The sequence below is a fragment of the Corynebacterium sp. HMSC067D03 genome (genome assembly GCF_001811185.1).
Lineage (GTDB): Bacteria > Actinomycetota > Actinomycetes > Mycobacteriales > Mycobacteriaceae > Corynebacterium > Corynebacterium coyleae.
In genome coordinates this window covers 188524-203640 of sequence record NZ_KV803820.1, presented here as the reverse complement: position 1 = coordinate 203640, position 15117 = coordinate 188524, and the positions used below count along the sequence as shown (strand labels likewise).

At 60.5% G+C, this 15117-nt stretch carries 15 protein-coding genes; 11 read left to right on the top strand and 4 right to left on the bottom strand.

From position 1 onward, the window contains the following. Positions 1–14: 14 nt before the first annotated feature. The 7 genes from lspA (at position 15) to dnaE (ending at position 9303) form a co-directional block, all read left to right on the top strand. Positions 15–521 carry a signal peptidase II gene (gene lspA, locus HMPREF2785_RS06695; RefSeq protein WP_070422208.1) on the top strand — a complete coding sequence of 169 codons (507 nt, stop codon included), beginning with the start codon at positions 15–17 and terminating at the stop codon, positions 519–521. After that, complete coding sequence (locus HMPREF2785_RS06690) at positions 514–1440, top strand: RluA family pseudouridine synthase (protein ID WP_070422209.1); 927 nt, start codon at positions 514–516, stop codon at positions 1438–1440. The genes lspA and HMPREF2785_RS06690 overlap by 8 nt, the downstream gene beginning before the upstream one ends. Further along, on the top strand, positions 1421–1939 hold the full coding sequence (locus tag HMPREF2785_RS06685) for a hypothetical protein (protein ID WP_141743379.1): 519 nt from the start codon (positions 1421–1423) through the stop codon (positions 1937–1939). Before HMPREF2785_RS06690 ends, HMPREF2785_RS06685 begins: the two co-directional genes overlap by 20 nt. A gap of 38 nt (positions 1940–1977) precedes the next feature. Then, the gene (locus HMPREF2785_RS06680; protein WP_070422210.1) at positions 1978–3567 is read left to right on the top strand and encodes an efflux RND transporter periplasmic adaptor subunit; all 1590 of its coding nucleotides are present in this window, start codon (positions 1978–1980) and stop codon (positions 3565–3567) included. A 162-nt stretch (positions 3568–3729) separates the two neighbouring features. After that, positions 3730–4440 (top strand): ABC transporter ATP-binding protein, encoded by a 711-nt coding sequence (locus HMPREF2785_RS06675; protein WP_070422382.1) that lies wholly within the window; start codon positions 3730–3732, stop codon positions 4438–4440. Next, positions 4441–5709, top strand: coding sequence for an ABC transporter permease (locus tag HMPREF2785_RS06670; protein WP_070450908.1), 1269 nt, complete (start codon positions 4441–4443; stop codon positions 5707–5709). Between the two features lie 33 nt (positions 5710–5742). Further along, on the top strand, positions 5743–9303 hold the full coding sequence (gene dnaE, locus HMPREF2785_RS06665) for a DNA polymerase III subunit alpha (protein ID WP_070614580.1): 3561 nt from the start codon (positions 5743–5745) through the stop codon (positions 9301–9303). Between the two features lie 381 nt (positions 9304–9684). Here the strand turns inward: dnaE and HMPREF2785_RS06660 are convergent, their stop codons facing one another. Both HMPREF2785_RS06660 and HMPREF2785_RS06655 read right to left on the bottom strand, forming a co-directional pair. Beyond that, a complete protein-coding gene (locus HMPREF2785_RS06660; RefSeq protein ID WP_070614579.1) occupies positions 9685–10179 on the bottom strand; it encodes a hypothetical protein in 495 nt (164 codons plus the stop codon). Positions 10180–10208: 29 nt separating this feature from the next. Continuing rightward, positions 10209–10631, bottom strand: coding sequence for a hypothetical protein (locus tag HMPREF2785_RS06655; RefSeq protein ID WP_070614578.1), 423 nt, complete (start codon positions 10629–10631; stop codon positions 10209–10211). 277 nt (positions 10632–10908) lie between these two features. Here HMPREF2785_RS06655 and ilvA point away from each other — a divergent pair, with 277 nt between their 5' ends. The 4 genes from ilvA to HMPREF2785_RS06635 are packed head-to-tail and all read left to right on the top strand — an operon-like array spanning position 10909 to position 13476. Then, on the top strand, positions 10909–12192 hold the full coding sequence (gene ilvA, locus HMPREF2785_RS06650) for a threonine ammonia-lyase IlvA (protein WP_070614577.1): 1284 nt from the start codon (positions 10909–10911) through the stop codon (positions 12190–12192). Further along, complete coding sequence (locus HMPREF2785_RS06645) at positions 12193–12843, top strand: YigZ family protein (protein ID WP_070450919.1); 651 nt, start codon at positions 12193–12195, stop codon at positions 12841–12843. 11 nt (positions 12844–12854) lie between these two features. Further along, positions 12855–13088, top strand: a complete 234-nt coding sequence (locus HMPREF2785_RS06640) for a hypothetical protein (RefSeq protein WP_070422217.1) — start codon at positions 12855–12857, stop codon at positions 13086–13088. A gap of 4 nt (positions 13089–13092) precedes the next feature. Next, positions 13093–13476 (top strand): RNA-binding S4 domain-containing protein, encoded by a 384-nt coding sequence (locus HMPREF2785_RS06635; RefSeq protein ID WP_070614576.1) that lies wholly within the window; start codon positions 13093–13095, stop codon positions 13474–13476. Positions 13477–13482: 6 nt separating this feature from the next. On the opposite strand, the gene HMPREF2785_RS06630 is transcribed toward HMPREF2785_RS06635, so the two are convergent. Both HMPREF2785_RS06630 and HMPREF2785_RS06625 read right to left on the bottom strand, forming a co-directional pair. Next, complete coding sequence (locus tag HMPREF2785_RS06630; RefSeq protein ID WP_070614575.1) at positions 13483–14514, bottom strand: GTP pyrophosphokinase; 1032 nt, start codon at positions 14512–14514, stop codon at positions 13483–13485. A 14-nt stretch (positions 14515–14528) separates the two neighbouring features. Next, positions 14529–15080, bottom strand: a complete 552-nt coding sequence (locus HMPREF2785_RS06625; protein ID WP_070450928.1) for a hypothetical protein — start codon at positions 15078–15080, stop codon at positions 14529–14531. Positions 15081–15117 lie beyond the last annotated feature (37 nt).

The following is a 15117-nucleotide window of genomic DNA, read 5'->3' as shown; positions in this document are numbered from 1 at the left end:
AAGGTGGGACGGCGATGGAACAGGCAACGAAACCCCGCTCGACACCCCGCTACCTTGGTGTCGTGATCGCTGTGATGCTCATCGTGGCGGCGCTGGACCAGCTCCTGAAAATCATCATGGTCGCATGGCTGGAACCCGGAGTGCCCCACCCAGTGATCGGAGATTGGTTCCGCTTCTACCTGCTGTTTAACCCGGGCGCCGCATTTTCAATGGGGCAGAATTCGACGTGGTTATTCACCACCCTCCAACTTGCGTTTGTCATTGGTGCGCTTTGGTTTGGTCCTCGCATGTCCACACGTTGGGAGGCGTTTGGTCTAGCGCTGGTCGCAGGTGGCGCACTGGGCAACCTGTGCGACAGGTTGTTCCGTGAGCCTGGATTCTGGTTCGGACATGTGGTGGACTACATCTCCGTAGGCAGTTTCGCGGTGTTTAACCTGGCCGATGCTGCTATTACGGTCGGTGTGGTGGTGTTTGTCGTGGCCACCTTTGTTGCAGAGCGGAAGGGGGACAACGATGGGTAAGTTCCGGGCGCTTCCAGTGCCGGAAGGGCTGGACGGGATGCGTGTCGATGCTGCGATGTCGAAGCTGTTCGGTGTCTCCCGTGCCGTCGCCGCAGAAATTGCCGCGAACGGTGACGTGCTTGTCAACGGCACTGCTGCACAGAAATCGGAACGAGTCCACACAGGCGCCATGCTGGAGGTCACTCTGCCGGAGCCGAAGCGGGCGCCGCAGCCGGTCACCGAACTCGTTGAAGGTCTGGAGATCCTGTACAAGGATGCCGACGTCATCGCGGTGGATAAGCCTGTGGGCGTGGCGGCGCACCCGACCTTGGGCTGGGAAGGCCCCGATGTGGTCGGTGGGTTGCAAGCCATGGGATTCACGCTTCCCGATGCCGGCCCGCCGGAGCGCAAGGGCATCGTGCAGCGTCTCGACGTCGGCACATCCGGCGTCATGATCGTTGCCGCAAGCGTGCCCGCTTACTCCGCGTTGAAACGCGCCTTTAAAGAACGCACCGTGGACAAGACCTATAACGCGTTGGTGCAGGGGCTGCCGGACCCGACAGTCGGCACAATTGATGCACCGATCGGACGCCACCCTTCCGCCGGGTGGAAGTTTGCCGTCACGCAGGACGGCCGGCCGAGCGTGACCCACTACGAGGTAATTGAAGCGTTCCGCCGGGCGAGTCTCATCGAGGTGCACCTAGAAACGGGCCGGACCCACCAGATCAGAGTGCATATGTCCTCGGTGGGCCATCCCTGCGTGGGAGATCCGATGTATGGGTCGGACCCGACTCTGTCGAAGCAACTCGGGTTGAAGCGCCAGTGGCTGCATGCCACCAGCCTTGGGTTCGTCCACCCGCGTACCGGTGAATATATGGAGGTCACCTCCGAGTATCCGGAGGACCTTCGTGTGGCGCTTGATGCGGTCCGTAACGGGTAGGCGGGTCGTCGCAACGCTGCTTGCAGCTGGTGTTGCGCTCTCAGCGTTGTGGGCGATTGGCGTTGCAACGCCACCACTGCCATCTGTGCTGCAAGGCGACACCCTCGGGCCCGAAGACGGGGAAGAGAACTACAAGCAACGCGCCGACGACACCTTGCGTGCCGCCGACGCCCCCGCGTTCGCGCTTGTGACGTTCGATACAGCATTATCTGTTCACGATGCTGCGGTGACGGTTGCGCCGGCGCGCCGGGCGAGTGCTCTGGTCGCGAACGGCGGAGCGCCTATCGCGGTTGGTGAACCGCCTGCGGGGCAGCTACGTGACGAAATCTTCCAGCAAGCAACCACGCAGCCAATTGACGCAGTGATCGTTTACGGTTCAGGCGATGAACTCCGCGCGGTTGCCGAACAGCCAGCTGTTTTCGCCGTGGAAGTATTGCCTTCTGATGCTGTGTGGGGAGCGTTTGCATTGACCCGAAACGTCTCTGGGGGCCGTGTATAGTTTGCGGAGTTATATGCCTGCTACCGGGAGGAGACCCCTTGGCTTCCGAGACCAATCACTCGACCGCACGTCGCCGGCTGACACGCGTGAGCCTGGCAATTGTCACGTCGTCCGCACTGCTGCTCGGCGCGTGCGGATTCGGTGGCGATGGCAACGGCGAAGGCGAAGGTGACGGGCTGCAGCCCGGCGATTACACCGTCGTGTCCCAGGAAGGCGTCTCTGACAGTGTTGTCGTCTCCGGCAAGATTGAGCCGGTGCGCACTGTCAACATCACCTCGGCGGTGCAGTCTGAGGTAAAGAATGTTGCAGTGAAGGCTGGTGACAGGGTCCAGGCGCAGCAGTTCCTCGTTGCCATGAATACCGAGGAGCTGGAGCGCCAGTTGGCGGTCCAGCAAAAGCAGCAGGCGAACGCGCAGGCTGATGCGCAGGCCAACGTGCAGCAGGCGCAGCAGCAGTTGAACGCGTATCAGGCAAGCATCAATAACGGGACGCACCCGGCGATTGCTGCTGCTCAAGCGCAGGTCGACCAGGCGCAGGCGGCTTACAACGCTGCTGTTGCTGCAGAGGGCGGCCCGCGCTTGATCAACCGCGGCATGGCGGCTGTGGAGCAGATGGCGGGTCAGATCTCCTCGCTTGGCAATGCGACGGCAAAGCCGGGTGTTCCAGCACCACCGGCACAGCCGGCACAACCGGCACCGCAAGCTCCGGCGCAGCTCGCTGGTGGTTCGTTGAGCAAGCAGGAGGCTCAGGCGGCGCTGCAGCAGGCTCAGGCGGAACTTGAGTCCGCACGTGCGCAGGCGGCGCAGGAACGTGACCAGTTGCAGGCGCAGGTGAGCTCCGCTACCCGTCAGGCCGAGTCGGCGCAGCTTGGCGAGGGCGACGGCACCCTCGAATACCAAGTCCGTGAAGGCACCGTGTACGCCCCGATCGCGGGATTGGTGACCGAGGTTTCCGTGCACGAAGGCGACATCCCGCAAGGCAAATTGCTCAGTATTGCCGACGATTCCTCCCTGGTCATTCGGGCAGAGGTCCGTGAGTCGGACGTGCCAAACATCTCGGTCGGGGACCGGGTTGATTTCACGTCGACCGCAACTGGCAAGAAGCAGTTCAAGGGCAAGGTCACGCGCATTGCGCCGGCCGCGAGCGGTTCTGGTTCTGCTGAGGTTCCTGGCATGGCGATGGGCGGCGGCGGATCGCAAAATTCGAGCGAGGTGACGTTCCCGGTCGAGATCGAAATCACCGGCGACAAGGAAGGTCTGCTGCTGGGTGGTACCGCGCGTGCGGAGATCATTACCGCTGAGGCGAAGGACGCGCTCAACGTCCCGCTCGACGCCGTGTATGAGGAGGACGGCAAGAAGAAGGTTCTCGTCATGGCAACCGAGGGCGAAGATGCGACCTCTGGCAAGGTCGAGGAACGCATCGTGAAAACCGGTGCGTCCAACGACGTCGACATTGCCATTACGGGCGGCGACCTCAAGGCTGGCGATATTGTCGTGAACTGGCCGGACGAGTACCGCGAGCGTATCGGGGAGACCGTTGAGATCAACGACCCGAACTTCGACCCGGAGAAGGTCCGCGAGGCTCGCGAAGGCAAGAAGAAGCAGGACGGCGAGAAGGAGCAGCCGTAAGTGTTTCGCAGGAAAAAGCGTCCGCTTGACGACGACACCCTGACCGACACGACAGACACCCACGACCCGTTCTTCCTCGACGGCGAAGAAGACCCAGCCGATGAAGACGAACCGGTAGTTGAAACTGTCCCGGTGGAGGAAGTCGTCGATACGCAGCCGCGCATGGAGAACACCGGCAGGTTGATCGACATGCGCCGGATCGTGAAGACGTACAACGTTGGCGAGCCGAGCGAACTGACCGTACTGCACGGCGTGGATTTCTACGCTGAACAGGGCGAATTTGTTTCTATCGTGGGTCCTTCGGGCTGCGGTAAATCGACGTTGATGAACCTAATCGGCATGCTTGATCGCCCCACGGAAGGTGCGTATGCCTTCAACGGCGAACCTGTGTACGCGAAGCAGGACAAGGAACTGGCGCATTACCGCAGCCAAAACATCGGATTCATTTTTCAGAACTTCAACCTCGTTGGCCGCATCGACGCGCTGCAGAACGTGGCCATGCCGATGATGTACGCCGGTGTGCCGAAGCGCGAGCGCGAGGAGCGCGCCGCCGAACTGCTGGATCGCATGGGCATGGGGGATCGGTTGCACCACAACCCCAACGAACTTTCGGGTGGCCAGAAGCAGCGTGTGGCAATCGCACGCAGCCTGGCCAATGACCCAGGGCTGCTGCTTGCCGACGAGCCCACGGGCGCCCTGGATTCCAAAACCGGACGCATGGTCATGGATCTGTTCCACGAACTCAACCAGGAACTGGGCAAAGCCATCGTGTTTATTACCCACAACCCGGAGTTGGCTGAAGAAACCGGCCGGATCGTGGAAATGATGGACGGAAAAATCGCTCGTGTGCGCCAGCCGGGTGGGGTGAACTAGGTGAATATTCGCGAATCGCTACGGTTGGCGCTGTCCAGCCTGAATACCAACAAGTTGCGCTCGCTGCTGACGCTTTTGGGCATCATCATCGGCATCATGGCCGTGATCATCATCATGACGTTGGGCCGTGCCCTCGAGAACGATGTGATGGGTGGTCTGGAAGACGCCGGCACGACCACGTACCCGGTGATGGTGCACGAACGCGCGGAAGAAGGCGAGAAATCCGAGGACCCGTTTGCGGCGTTTGATCTTGCCCCGCCGACAAACGAGAACGATGCTGTCACGTTTGATCAGCTCAACGAGCTGCAAGCGTCGTTCGGCGACCGCGTGCAAGGCATCGATCTGGAGCTTTCCGGCGGTGGTGACGCACAGGTCGGGGACAACACTTCAAGTGTGTCGATCTACCCGTCGCTTGCGAGTTCGCTCGACATGCGTGGCCTGAAGGTTCAGTACGGTCGCGGGTTGGATCAAGACATCATTGATAGTCGTCGCCCCGTTGCCGTTGTGTCGCCAGAGCTGGTCGAGGCGTTGTTCGACAACGATCCGAGCAAGGCGCTCGGCTCCCGCTTCGACCTCATCATCGACGGCAAGCCGGCGGTGTTCACCATCATCGGTGTGCTGGAAAAATCGGAGAGCCAGCCCATGTTCGGGGAAACCGCGTTTGCGGACGCCTACATTCCGGTCACGGCCGCGGGCAGGGTTGGCTTGGAGGCGGACTGGGTGTCGTCGTTTAGCGTGCGTGCTGCTGTGGATGAGGACCCGGAAGTGTTCCGCGCAGACCTGCAAACGTACCTGGATCGCATGTACGCCGGTAACGACAACTACGAGGCCGAGGTGTTCGATATCTCAGCGAGCCTCGAAGGCTTGACGACGATCTTCCGCACCCTGTCGACCGTGCTCTCCGCAATCGGCGGCATCTCGCTCCTCGTCGGCGGTATCGGCGTGATGAACATCATGCTGATCACGGTTACTGAACGCACCCGCGAAATCGGCGTGCGTAAAGCGCTCGGCGCAACCCACAATGATATTCGTGTCCAGTTCATCGTCGAGGCGATGCTGGTGTGCCTCATCGGCGGCGTCATTGGCGTCATCCTAGGTGGCGCTGTCGGCATGATCGCCAGCTCGGCGCTTTTGGAAATGACATGGCCACCGATCGGAGCCGTGGTGTTCGCGCTGCTGTTCTCGCTGGCGACCGGTGTGTTCTTCGGCGCATACCCTGCGTCGAAGGCCGCGAAGATGCAGCCCATCGACGCGCTGCGCTACGAATAATTCGGACTTGCGTAGCCGTCTAAGATGAGCCGCATGGCCAAAAAATCCTCCTTCGTTCATCTTCATAACCACACCGAGTTCTCCATGTTGGACGGCATGGCAAAGGTGGACTTGCTGGCTGAGGAGGTGTCCCGCCAGGGCATGCCAGCAGTCGGCATGACCGACCACGGCAACATGTTCGGCTCCAATGCGTTTTACCGTCGCATGGTCGATGCTGGTGTGAAGCCGATCATCGGCATTGAGTCTTACATGGCACCGGACTCTCGTTTTAATAAGAAGCGTGTGCTGTGGGGTACGCCGGATCAAAAGCGTGACGATGTCTCCGCGTCCGGCGCATATCTCCACCAGACCATGCTCGCCGAGAACGCGACGGGTCTGCGCAACCTGTTCAAGCTGAGCTCCCTTGCGTCGTACGAGGGACAGTTGGGCAAGTGGCCTCGCATGGATGCGGAACTTATCGCCGAGCATGCTGACGGCATTATCGCGACCACTGGCTGCCCGTCCGGTGACGTGCAAACTCGCCTGCGTCTAGGCCAGTTTGACGCCGCGTTGGAGGCTGCGGCGATGTGGCAGGACATCTACGGCAAGGACAACTACTTCCTTGAACTGATGGACCACGGGTTGCACATCGAACGCCGCGTGCGCGACGACCTGTTGCGCATCGGAGAGATGCTTGAACTGCCGCCGCTGGTGACCAACGACTGCCACTACGTCCTCGAATCCCAGGCGCCCGCGCACGAGGCAATGCTGTGTGTCCAGACAGGCAAGACGCTGCTGGATCCGGACCGCTTCAAGTTTGATGGCTCCGGCTACTACATCAAGACTGCCGAACAGATGCGTGAGTTGTGGGACTCCACCGTGCCTGACGGGTGCGACAACACCCTGTGGATCGCGGAGCGTGTCGGCGACTACAGCGAGTTGTGGGAGGAACACCCGCACGATCGCATGCCGATCGCGGACGTTCCGGAGGGACACACTCCGACGACGTGGCTGCGTGAGGAGGTTCGCCGCGGACTGTCGGAGCGTTTCAACGGGGGAGAGGTTCCGCAGGAATACACCGAGCGTGCGAATTACGAGATCGACGTCATCGACATGAAGGGCTACCCCTCCTACTTCCTGATCGTTGCGGAGCTGATTAAGCACGCCCGCGAGATCGGCATTCGCGTTGGTCCCGGTCGTGGTTCCGCCGCTGGTTCGTTGGTTGCGTATGCGTTGACCATTACAAATATTGACCCGATGGAGCACGGCCTGCTCTTCGAGCGATTCCTCAACCCGGAGCGTCCGTCCGCACCGGATATCGATATCGACTTCGACGATCGCCGCCGCGGAGAAATGATCACCTACGCCGCCGAGCGTTGGGGCGAGGACAAGATCGCCCAGGTGATCACCTTTGGCACGGTGAAGACGAAGCAGGCGATTAAGGACTCGGCGAAGGTGAACTTCGGCCAGCCGGGCTTCCAGATGGCCGACCGCATCAACGGTGCCTTGCCACCAGCAATTATGGCGAAGGATATTCCACTGTCCGGCATCACCGATCCGGAGCACGAGCGCTACGCGGAAGCGGCTGAGGTTCGCTCGCTGATCGAGACAGATCCGGATGTGGCCAAGATCTATGAAACCGCCCGTGGACTTGAAGGCGTTGTGCGCCAAGCAGGCGTACACGCGTGTGCTGTGATTATGGCGTCTGTGCCGCTGATGGACCACATTCCGATGTGGAAGCGTCCTGCCGACGGTGCGATCATTACCGGTTGGGACTATCCGGCGTGCGAGGCCATTGGCCTGCTGAAGATGGACTTCCTGGGGTTGCGCAACCTGACAGTGCTTGGCGACGCGCTGGAGAACGTGGAGAAGAACCGCGGCGAGACCATCGACCTTGAAGCCTTGGACACCGACGACGAGGCAGTGTACGAGTTGCTGTCTCGTGGCGACACCCTTGGTGTGTTCCAGCTCGACTCCGGAGGTATGCAAGAGTTGCTCAAGCGCATGAAGCCGACGGGCTTTAACGATATTGTCGCCTCGCTCGCTCTGTACCGTCCGGGCCCGATGGGTGTGAACGCTCACTGGGACTACGCCGACCGCAAGAATGGGCGCAAGCCGATCACTCCGATTCACCCGGAGCTTGAGGAGCCGCTGCGCGAGATTCTCGACGAAACCTACGGCCTGATCGTCTACCAAGAGCAGATCATGAACATCTCGCAGAAGGTAGCCAACTACACGGCTGGTCAGGCAGACGGCTTCCGTAAAGCCATGGGTAAGAAGAAGCCGGAGGTGCTGGCGAAGGAATACGAAACCTTCTCTGCCGGCATGTTTGAAAACGGCTACTCCAAGGAAGCCGTCGATGCACTGTGGGGAACGATTGAGCCGTTCGCGTCGTACGCGTTTAACAAGTCGCACGCCGCAGGCTATGCGTTGGTGTCGTACTGGACTGCCTACATGAAGGCGAATTACGCCGCCGAGTACATGGCCGCGCTGCTGACCTCTGTGGGTGACAAGAAGGACAAGTCCGCGATTTACCTGTCGGATTGCCGCCACCTGGGCATCAGCGTGCTGCAGCCAGATATCAACGAGTCTGAAGAGAACTTCATGGCTGTCGGCAAAGACATCCGTTACGGACTTGCGGCTGTGCGAAACGTCGGCGCGGAAGTGGTGGAGTCCATCAAAGAGACCCGCAAGTCCAAGGGGCACTTCACCAGCTTCTCTGACTACCTGGACAAGATCGATCTCCTTCCGTGCAACAAGCGCATCACGGAATCGCTGATCAAGGCAGGCGCGTTCGATTCTTTGGGTCACCCGCGTAAGGGCTTGATGCTAATCCAAGAAGACGCGGTGGACTCAGTCTTGGCGACGAAAAAAGCCGCCGACAAGGGCCAATTCGACCTCTTTGCGGGCCTTGGTGGCGAGGACGGTTCCGCGAATTCTGCGTTTGCCATCGAAGTACCTGAAGACGAATGGGACCGTAAGCACAAACTCGCCCTCGAGCGCGAAATGCTTGGCCTATACGTGTCCGGGCACCCGCTTGATGGGTACGAGGAAGCCATCGATGCACAGACCGATACGCAGCTCACCACCATCCTGTCCGGTGAACTGCGTAACGGCGCAGAGGTCACCATCGGTGGGTTGATTTCGAATGTGGACCGACGCTTCTCTAAGAAGGACGGTTCTCCCTGGGCGATTGTGACCATCGAGGATCACCACGGCGCACAGGTGGATGTGCTGCTCTTCAATAAGGTATACGCGCTTGTGGCTCCGCAAATTGTGGAGGACAACATCATTTTGGTCAGAGCACATGTCTCAATTCGTGACGAGCGCATGAGCTTGTTTGGCGACGACGTCAAAGTCCCCGAACTTGGCCCCGGCAACGGTGCTGGCCTACCGCTTCGTCTAACGCTGCGGACGGACCAGTGCACCATCGACAACATTTCGAAACTCAAGGGAGTGCTGTCGAACAACCCAGGCGACTCAGACGTCTATCTCAACCTGGTCAACGGCGAACACAGTCAACTGATGATCCTCGGCGACCATTTGCGAGTGCACCGTTCTGCGAGCCTGATGGGTGATCTCAAGGCAACCCTGGGTGCGGGGATCTTGGGCTAGGGGAAACTATGCCGCTGCATAGTGTGCTCGTTTGAGGCTCGTGCGGTGGTGACTATGCCGCTGCATAGTCGGCTTCGGTGATTCTCTGCGGGCGTACCGCGCCGCGAGCTTGTCGGGTGACGCCTTGGGAGCTGGGATGCTCGGCTAGGAGAAACTATGCCGCTGCATAGTGCGCGGGCTCGAGGATCCAGCGGTAGTGACTATGCTGCTGCATAGTCGGCTTCGGTGATTCTCTGCGGGCGTACCGCGCCGCGAGCTTGTCGGGTGACGCCTTGGGAGCCGGGATGCTGGGAGAGGGCGGACTATGCCGCTGCATAGTCGGCGCAGCTAAATGCCCGCTGGCATATTGCACAGCGGGCATGAGGAGATGAAGCGCGTGTCTTACTTGAAGAACTTACGCAGCGCCTCGCGACCACCAGGGATCGAGTTGATGAAGACAACCAGGCTGCCAATTGCAGCACCAAGCGTCGTAACAATCACGCTGATAGTCGTGATTGCTTTCAGGATCTTTTCCTCGTTATCGGCAGGGCCGATGCTTCCGTGCGGAGCCAGCGTTGCCGAAGGCTCAGCGGTCACCTTCGTCGGCGTAGGAGCGGTCGTGGTTTCCTTCGTCGTGGTTTCGGTCGACTGGTTGGTGGTAGTTTCCTCCGACGTCTCAGTAGTCGTCGTCGAGGTGGTGGTTTCCTCCGTGCCCTCGGAAGGTGTCGGTTCCGCCGGCGCCTCAGTGGTCGTCGTCGGTGCCGGTTCCGAGGTGGCGGTGGTAGTTGCCGAAGTGGGTTCGGATGTGGTGGTCTCTGCAGCGAGAGCTGAAGTGCCAAGAGCGCCAGCGGCGACGGCGGCACCGGCTGCGGAAACCAACAGAGTGCGGAGCTTCATGCTTGAATATTCCTAGCTGGGGTGGAGGTTTAGAACGGGAGCTTCGGGAGCTGGACCTGCGGCACGTGGACGTGCGGGATGCCCAGGTGGAACTCGCGGTTCAGTGCGTCGATGATCTTGTTGATGCCACGCGGGTCAGAGAACACGATCAGACCGGTGGTCAGAACCGCAGCGAGGGTGCCAGACACTGCGCCGATGATGTGGCCCTGGGAGGAACCGGAAGTCTGCTTCTGGGGAGCCGGCGGGTTGTTGTCCTCGCTCTTGCCCGGCTGCTCGGTCTCGCCCGGCTTGTCGGTTTCGCCCTTGTTGTCCTCGGGCTGGTCAACCGGAGCGGTGGTGTGGGTGTCGGTGGCCTCGTTGCCGGTGTTCTTGGCGTCCTCAGCGTAAGCCGGGGTAACAGCCAGGGTCAGCGCGGTCGCGGCAGCGACCATTGCAGAAGAAATGCGCTTCATTATGAAAAACTCCTATGGAAATTTAGGGGGTTTGTCGCTGTCGACCGTGCGCTCGACAGATCACTCGGAAGAACCTAGCAGGTTCCCAGAAGAAAACATAGTGATATAGGCAATGTTTTCAGTGTTCCCCGCATCGGATTGGCCAACACCTGGAAGTCAGGGGTTTGGTCACGGCGAGCAGTGTACCCCAAATCATCTATATGTCTAAGTTCTGTGGAAGCGGGGTAAATCGAGGTTTGAACAAACTGAAAGCTCGTCGCGCGTACACTGATCGACCATGCGCCCATCTGACACATTCCAAGAGGTCCATGCCGCCGATATCCAGTTCGCGCAGGGAAGGATTTCTTCTGTCATTACTCCGTCGCCGCTGCAGTACTGCCCGCGGCTGTCTCAGCAGTACGGTGCTGAGATTTATCTCAAGCGTGAAGACCTGCAGGATGTGCGTTCGTACAAGATTCGCGGGGCGTACTTTGGCATTTCGCAGCTAACCCCGGAGGAGCGGGAGGCTGGCGTAGTGGCGGCGTCGGCAGGCAATCACGCCCAGGGCGTGGCGTACGCGTGCCGTGCGCTTGGGATTCAGGGCAAGATCTTTGTCCCGAAACCCACCCCGAAGCAGAAGCGTGACCGCATTTTGGTGCACGGCGGTGATGCGATTGAGCTCGTCGTTACGGGCAACACGTTTGACGAGGCTGCCCAGGCTGCGCGCGAAGACGCTGCGGCACGGGGAGCGACGGTGATTGAGCCGTTCGACTCGCGCAATACCGTGGTCGGGCAAGGCACCGTCGCGGCCGAGATCGTCGCGCAATTGTCCAGTATGGGCAAGCAGCTCGACACTGTTCTTGTGCCGGTCGGTGGCGGTGGCCTGATGTCAGGTGTGATGTCGTATGTGGCGGACATGTCGCCGTCGACGAGGGTGGTTGGTGTTGAGCCGGTGGGGGCGTCGTCGTTACGCGCTGCGATTGAGGCGGGCGAGCCGGTGACGCTGGAATCTATCGACCCATTCGTAGACGGTGCGGCGGTGAAGCGGATCGGTGACACTCCCTGGCAGGTGTTCCAAGCACATAAGGATCGTGCAGAGGTGCTTGCTTGTGACGAAGGGGCAGTGTGCACGGAAATGCTCTCGCTGTATCAAAACGAAGGCATCATCGCTGAGCCCGCGGGTGCGCTGTCGGTTGCGGGCCTTGCACAAACGACGATTAAGCCAGGCTCGACCGCCGTCTGCATCATCTCTGGGGGCAACAACGATGTGCTGCGCTACGCGGAGGTCATGGAGCGCTCCTTGGTCCACCGCGGGCTGCGTCACTACTTCCTGGTCAACTTCCCCCAAGAGCCAGGGCAGCTTCGCATGTTCCTGCGGGAGATCCTGGGTGAGGAAGACGACATCGTCTTGTTTGAGTACCTGAAGAAGAACAACCGCGAAACCGGTGCTGCGCTCGTCGGTATTGAACTTGCGCATGCGGACGACCTTGCCCCGCTTCTAGAGCGCATGGACGGATCGCTGATCGGCTGCCGCCGTCTAGAGCCGGGAACGCCGGAGTACGACTTCATCGTCGCAGGTTAAATGGTTACGTCCTACGTTCGCCCGAAGGCAGGCGAGACTGCCATCCACGAACTTGAAATCAAGCGTTCGCGGTTTATTACCTGGGTGACGCGTGCGACCACTGAGGAGGAAGCGCGCGAGGTCATCCATGCCGCGCGTGAGGCGTACCCGGATGCGCGCCACCATTGTTCGGCGTTCATCGTTCATGTCGACGACGCACAGCCAATCGAGCGTTCCTCCGACGACGGTGAGCCCTCCGGCACGGCAGGAAAGCCGATGCTTGAGGTGCTCAAAGGATCAGGTATGTCCGACATTGTCGCCGTGGTTATTCGCTACTTTGGTGGCATCAAGCTTGGCACAGGCGGCCTTGTGAGTGCGTATACGAACGCGGTGTCTGAAACACTGCCGAGCGTTGTCACCACCACACGTGCCATGCGTGAGCAAGTTGCCGTGGACCTTCCGCATGCTGAAGCCGGCCGAATCGAAGCAGAACTACGCAACGCTGGGGTGGAAGTCGTAGACGTCGAATACGGAGCTGCCGCCACGTACACGCTCGCGTTCGAACCAGGGGAGCGTGAGCGTATCGACGACCTCCTCGCCGCCGCCACCCAAGGCCAAGCAGAAAGCAAAACGCTCGGACCACGGTGGGTCGAGTTGTCTACTTCGCGCTAGAATTGCATGCCATGACTATGCAGCCGCGCCCAAACAACCCGATCGACCAACGAAAAGCCGCCGTGCGCAAATACTCGCGCGACGCGCTGGTGTGGGCCGGCGGCGGCCTCGCCGGCGGCATCGCGTTCGGTCTGCTGATGCAGTCCTGGACGATTCTGGTGCTTGGGCTCGTCATCGGAGTTGCGGGTGGTTTTGTGAATTGGAACAAGGTCCAAAAGATCGTCAATCACCAGGACCGTTACTAGCGCCTTGATCGAACCGTCAGGCAAAGCCGTCCGTATCGACGCCTGGCTGTGGGCCGTGCGGATCTTCAAAATACGCAGCCAGGCCGCCGAAGCCGTTCGTGCTGGGCACGTCAAGATCGGTGGCAAGGCAGTCAAACCTGCCGTCCAGGTCGTGCCGGGAGACACGGTGCGGGTATGGAAGAACCACCACGAGTACATTCTCGAGGTTACGGCGACGGTGTCGAAGCGCGTTGGCGCCCCGGTGGCGCGCACCTGCTACATCGACCACAGTCCGCCGCCACCGCCACGTGAACTTTTCGCGGCACCTCCTGTGCGCGATCGCGGGACCGGGCGCCCCACGAAGAAGGAACGCCGCGAAATCGACCGCCTCATGGGGCGGCGGGACTAAACGCAGCTAATCGATGCTGCCGCGTAGCCGGGCTAGACGGCCGTTCAGACGCTCGCGGCGCACCTCTGGGCGGTTTCCCGAATCCCAGGTTTTCTCGATGTGTTCGGTGCCGAACCGGTTGAGCAGCAGATCGTCGATAATGCGCACTTGCCCCGGGACGAATGAGTAGTTCATCGAGTTGGACACAGCCTCGATGTCTGCCGGGTTGGTCAGGTCCGCAACGTCCGAGACAAGCTCAATGCCGTGGGCACGCAGCAACTCGGTGAGGAAGCGGTAGTCGCCCGCGCGTGAGAGCGGAAACTGGCTGCCAAGCAACACGGTCAGAATGCCCGGCAGTGTCTCAGGCGAGATTTCGGTGTCCACGTCGGTGTGCACCTTTTCCTGCGGGTCTGCCAAGGTTGAAATTTGGTCAAACTGCTGATCGGCTAGCTCGATAAGTCCCGCGGCGAGGGTGAACGCGCGGTCCACCTGCGGGTCGAGTTTTTCCGCTGAGCGTTTGTACCTGATGTCGTGCTCAAACTCCGCCCACGCATGCTGCAGCACTGTACGAATCTGCACCTCGAAGACTTGGCCGACGAACTCCTCAAGGCCCTCGGATTGCTCCTCAACACGGACGACAAGGTGGTGCGAGCCGTAGCCGAAGTTGCCGGCGACTCGGGTTTCTTCGGCTTTGTCCACGCTGCGCAACACCTCAAACTCGTCGGCGAGCAGGCGCTGCACTGCAGGGATCTCGGTCGAGTGCAGCACGGTGATACGGGCGCCGATGATGTCTTTGATGTCGTGCCACGGGTCGGGGTAGAGCAACTCACCGTCGCGAGTTTTGCGGGCTTTTTCCTTCAACGAGGTCCAGGATTTTACTCGTGCATCTACGCGGTCGAAATTCACGCCGGCATCGCGCATGAGTTCATGGAGGGCGTGGCGGAAGGTCATCGCCACGTCCTCGTGTGCGTTTACCCAAGCGAAGTAGGTGGAGCCGAGACGTGCGATTGTGTCGTCAGCTTCCTTGTTTCGCTTGGCCGGTTGTTTTGAAGTGCTCATGTCGGCGGGTGAGCTTACCCGGAAACTGGCGGATCGTGCATTAGCGGGAAGCCGACCGAGTATGTCATCAGCGCGCCGCGCCCCAGGATGTCGCGGACGTGATGCAGCGGTGCGTCGAAGATAAACAGTTCCTGGTCGTCGCGGGTGGCGTAGACCAGCTCGTGGTGGGGGTCGAGCACCGTCTGGAAATGGCGGTGCATCACCGTAAACGTTTTCGGGTGAGCGAGCCACGCGGTGGGTGGCACACCGTGTCCACCTACCTCTAAACCGGGCGGAAGGCCGGTCTGCTCCAGCGCGGCAGCGGGATTGCGCACCAAAAACTCGACGCCCGTGTCGACGAGCGCCCGCTTCGCCAACCGGTCAGCGGCACCATTCCAGAGCTGGTTCATGCTCGGCGTGAGCTCACCGATTTGTTGGTGGGTCAGCGCCGGACCGTCGTCGACGGTAAAGACACACACCAGGCGCGGTGCAAGGTTGATAAACGCGGTCGAGGCCGAAAAGCCAGGCGTGAGCCAGGAACGTGACGACGACGATGGCGCGACGTCGTCGCGACGCGCCAGCCGCAATTCAATAGCATCTTGGTGGACAGGGCGGGGAAGAGTT

Excerpts from the sequence above, each read along its gene's own strand:
- HMPREF2785_RS06690 (WP_070422209.1), top strand. The coding sequence starts at position 514 with ATGGGTAAGTTCCGGGCGCTTCCAGTGCCGGAAGGGCTGGACGGGATG.
- ilvA (WP_070614577.1), top strand. The coding sequence starts at position 10,909 with ATGCGCCCATCTGACACATTCCAAGAGGTCCATGCCGCCGATATCCAG.
- HMPREF2785_RS06630 (WP_070614575.1), bottom strand. The coding sequence starts at position 14,514 with ATGAGCACTTCAAAACAACCGGCCAAGCGAAACAAGGAAGCTGACGAC.
- HMPREF2785_RS06640 (WP_070422217.1), top strand. The coding sequence starts at position 12,855 with ATGACTATGCAGCCGCGCCCAAACAACCCGATCGACCAACGAAAAGCC.
- HMPREF2785_RS06645 (WP_070450919.1), top strand. The coding sequence starts at position 12,193 with ATGGTTACGTCCTACGTTCGCCCGAAGGCAGGCGAGACTGCCATCCAC.
- HMPREF2785_RS06675 (WP_070422382.1), top strand. The coding sequence starts at position 3,730 with ATGGAGAACACCGGCAGGTTGATCGACATGCGCCGGATCGTGAAGACG.
- lspA (WP_070422208.1), top strand. The coding sequence starts at position 15 with ATGGAACAGGCAACGAAACCCCGCTCGACACCCCGCTACCTTGGTGTC.
- HMPREF2785_RS06685 (WP_141743379.1), top strand. The coding sequence starts at position 1,421 with ATGCGGTCCGTAACGGGTAGGCGGGTCGTCGCAACGCTGCTTGCAGCT.
- HMPREF2785_RS06660 (WP_070614579.1), bottom strand. The coding sequence starts at position 10,179 with ATGAAGCTCCGCACTCTGTTGGTTTCCGCAGCCGGTGCCGCCGTCGCC.
- dnaE (WP_070614580.1), top strand. The coding sequence starts at position 5,743 with ATGGCCAAAAAATCCTCCTTCGTTCATCTTCATAACCACACCGAGTTC.
- HMPREF2785_RS06655 (WP_070614578.1), bottom strand. The coding sequence starts at position 10,631 with ATGAAGCGCATTTCTTCTGCAATGGTCGCTGCCGCGACCGCGCTGACC.